A 3,647-nucleotide genomic window follows, 5' to 3' on the forward strand; every position below is an offset into this window, starting at 1 on the left:
CACCACCGCACCCGGCTGCAGGCTCTCGCGGACCACCCGCACCTTGTCCCCATCAGGCCACTCGCGCCGCCGCACCGGTCGCACCTCGACCTGAACGCCTCGATCAGGCCGCGCTCGCAAAGCACCCTTCCGACCGTCGGAAGGAGCCGCTCCGAGCGATTCCACCACTTCAGCTTCGTCCGTCATGCCCGCCATCTCGGCAGGCATGCCCGGTCACCTCAAGGCCACTGATGGCTGACGCTTACGCCATCTCGGCAGGCATGCCCGGTCACCTCAAGGCCACTGACGGCTGACGCTTACGCGCCGTCGACCAGGCCTTACCGCCATCCTGCTGACCGGCCACGCGGGCGGTGTTGCCGAGATCGTAACCCGCGGGAACGACAGTCGCGGCTACAGCCTGCTACGCAAACCGGTCAGCGGCGACGAACTCGCCCGGTGTCTGACAGTGTTGCTGGATCGTCAGGCCTGATCGCAGATGGGAGCCACAGAGAGGTCCCTATCCAGTCGAGAACGTCGCCCGTCGCCTGAGCTGTGCCCTTTCCATCTGCACTGTCCACGCCGTCCCTACCATTGTAACTGGGGCAAATTCCCGGGCGCGGCGGTTGCGCTTGCGGGAGCGGCGTGATTCACCCTGCTCATGTCGCCGCCCGGCAGTGCACCGCTGGAGACCTTGTCGCTCGCTGAGTTGCGGGAGCTCGTCGGCACGCTGGTGGCGAAGGTTGCCGACCTCGCGGCGGCCAATGCGGCGCTGAAGGTGGAAAACCAGGCGCTGCGGGATGAGGTGGCGCGGCTGAAGGGGCTGCCGCCGCGGCCGCCCTCGCGGCCGTCCGGCATGGAGCAGGCGAGCGGTGGTGCCGGACCCGGCAAGGGCGGCAGTAAGCGGTCACGGCGCCGGCGCGGTGCCAAGCGCGACCGCGAGGCGGTGACTGCCGAGGTGGTCGTGAAGGCGGCGCCACCGCCGGGCTCACGCTTCAAAGATGGGGTGGACGGCCCCCAACGGCATCGATGTGCCAGAGTGCGGGTCGTTTGAACCAGCAAAGGGAGCCGCCCGCCATGACGATTAGCATGATTGGGCTCGACACCGCCAAGCACGTCTTCCAAGTCCATGGTGTCGATGCCGCAGGCACGGCTGCGCTGAAGCGCAAGCTGCGGCGAGACGAAGTGGTCCCGTTCTTCGAGCAACAGGAGCGCTGCACAATCGTACTCGAGGCCTGCGGCGGCGGTTACTATTGGGCCCGGATGCTGACGCAGCTGGGGCACGAGGTGAAGCTGCTTGCCCCGGAAGTGGCGCGGCCGTTCGTGAAGAAGGGCAAGAAGAATGACGCCGCCGATGCAGCGGCGCTGTGCACGGCGGCATCGATGCCGGAGGTCAAGTTCGTGCCGGTGAAGAGCCCCGAGCAGCAGGGTGTGCTGGTGCTGCACTCGGCCCGCTCGCTGCTGGTCAAGCAGCAGACGATGCTGGCGAATGCAATGCGGGGACTGGCGACGGAGTTCGGCCTGGTGGTCGCCAAGGGCGTGCATCGGCTCGACGAGCTCGAGGCGCAGGTGCAGGCGGAGGCGAGCATGCCGGCGACGGCGAAGCAGGCCTTCGCCGAACTGCGCGAGCACAGCCAAGCTGCCGCCAAGCGCATCGCCGGGCTTGAGGCGCAGATCGTCGCGCATGCGCGGCAGGAGGGTACCGCCCGCCGCCTGGCGACGATCCCCGGCATCGGCCCGATCGCCGCGTCGCTGATCACGGCGACGGTTGGTGACGCCATCGGTTCGTTCAAGAGCGCACGGCATTTCGCCGCCTGGCTGGGGCTGGTGCCGCGGCAGCATTCGACCGGCGGCAAGACGCGGCTGGGGAGGATCACCAAGGCGGGAAACAGCGAGATCCGCAGGCTGCTGGTGCTCGGCGCCACCTCGATGGTGTTCCGGGCGGGACAGTGGAACAGCGCGGCCGGGGCGTGGCTGCGCGGGGTGTTGGAGCGGCGTCCAGTGCGGCTGGCAATGGTGGCGCTGGCGAACAAGATGGCGCGCATCGCCTGGGCAGTGATGACGCGCGGCGAAACCTACCATGCGAAGGGGCGTGCGCAGGTGGCTGCGGCTGCCGAAGCGTGACGCGCCGACGCGACTGGTAGGAGCCGGGCGCAAGCCCGACGGCTCCGGCAGCAGGTGCTGACCAGCGTGATGGGAAAGGCTGTAGTCAAGACAGTCCAGGCGATACCGATGGTAGCTACGTGCAACAAGCACGCCTTCAAGGATTGGTGCCTGGCACGCAAGCGCACACCCATGATGGCCAGTGGCAGACGCCGCGACATAGGCCGGACATAAGGGCGCGACTGACCGGAGTTTCCCAATGCAAGTCGGCACACTGCGCAAGATGCGGCCGCTGCGAGCGCGGTGCCATGTCAGAGACCAGAATGGCTTGCGCACCGTGAAGGTCAGCAGCTGGTCGATCCGGCGATGAAGCCGCATCGTGAGGACATCGTCGACGCCGACTGCTGACAGGACATGTGCCACAGTGCTCGGACGGGGCAACGGGTGGGTGCTCGCCATGCTCGTCCCGCCCGCAGAAGCGGGCAGGCCTGCGCGTGGCTGCGCTCCCGCCGCGCTATCGCGCGGCGCCGTTGCCCCGCCCTGCGCGCCGTGGCTTTCGATTGGTGTCGGGGCGGGGAGCGCCCCGACAAGTCGACGCGCGCGCTCGCCGCGCGGCGTCGAACAAGGAGCTGCGTTTTGGTGCACCAGGCTGAAGAACGTTCGCGTCCGTCTGGCCGCCCGCTCGCTGCACGGTCATATTGACCTACCAAGGGCCGTCCACATAAGGCTACCAGGACATCCTGGTGCGCGAACTGACCCTGACGCCCGCGGTGGTGCGCTACCGGCGGGAGCGCTGGGCGACGCCGTCCGGTGAGACGGTGCTGGCGCCCTTGCCGGCCGGGATCGTCGGCGGCTTCGGGCCCGGGCTGCGCCGTTTCCTGCTGGTGGCGCATGCCCAGGGTCAGGTGACGACGGAGCGGCTGGCTTCCCTGCTGGCCGGGATCGGCCTCGAGATCTCCAAGCGGCAGGTGGTGCGGCTGCTGACCTCGCGGCTGGACGACCTGGTCGCTGAGGATCAGGCGGTCCTGCGGGCTGGCCTGGCAAGCGCGCGCTGGGTGACGGTGGACGACACCGCGGCCCGGCATGCCCGTCAGGACGTCTTCACGACGCAGATCGGCGATGCGCGCTTTACCGCCTTCCGCAGCGGCGCCTCGAAGTCGCGCCTGGCCTTCCTGTCGGTGCTCCGCGCCGGTCATGGCGAGTACACCATCAACGCGGCGGCGCTGGAGTACATGCGTAGCCGCGCCCTGGCCGGACCGGTGGTCGAGCAGTTGGCGGTGCATCCGGCGAAGGTCTTTGCCGACGAGGCTGCCTGGACGGCGCACCTGGCGACGCTCGGCACCGACCGGCTGGCGGTCACCCCCGAGCCGGTGCGGATCGCCACCGAGGGGGCGCTCTGGGGCACCATCCAGGCGCATGGCCTGCTGCCGGGGACGGTGATCGTCTCCGACGATGCCGGCCAGTTCCGCCTCGGCGAACATGCGCTCTGCTGGGTGCATGCGGAGCGGCTGGTGCACAAGCTGGTGCCGGCGAATGACCAGCAGCGCCGGGCCGTCGAACTGACCCGG

General features: G+C 69.0%; 3 protein-coding genes and 1 pseudogene. 3 read left to right on the forward strand and 1 reads right to left on the reverse strand.

Annotation, left to right across the window (positions count from 1 at the left end):
* A partial coding sequence (locus tag Q7A36_RS38830; RefSeq protein ID WP_305109146.1) for a hypothetical protein occupies positions 1-207 on the reverse strand: 207 nt, incomplete at its 3' end.
* A gap of 430 nt (positions 208-637) precedes the next feature.
* On the opposite strand from Q7A36_RS38830, the gene Q7A36_RS38835 reads away from it, so the two are divergent.
* The 3 genes and pseudogenes from Q7A36_RS38835 to Q7A36_RS38845 all read left to right on the forward strand — a co-directional run.
* Positions 638-1,030 carry a hypothetical protein gene (locus Q7A36_RS38835; protein WP_305109147.1) on the forward strand — a complete coding sequence of 131 codons (393 nt, stop codon included), beginning with the start codon at positions 638-640 and terminating at the stop codon, positions 1,028-1,030.
* Positions 1,031-1,053: 23 nt separating this feature from the next.
* On the forward strand, positions 1,054-2,100 hold the full coding sequence (locus Q7A36_RS38840) for an IS110 family RNA-guided transposase (RefSeq protein WP_305109148.1): 1,047 nt from the start codon (positions 1,054-1,056) through the stop codon (positions 2,098-2,100).
* Positions 2,101-2,822: 722 nt separating this feature from the next.
* Positions 2,823-3,647, forward strand: a pseudogene (locus tag Q7A36_RS38845) (IS66 family transposase); the annotation flags it as partial.

It is taken from the genome of Paracraurococcus lichenis (assembly GCF_030657435.1).
In the GTDB taxonomy this organism is placed as follows: Bacteria; Pseudomonadota; Alphaproteobacteria; order Acetobacterales; family Acetobacteraceae; genus Paracraurococcus; species Paracraurococcus lichenis.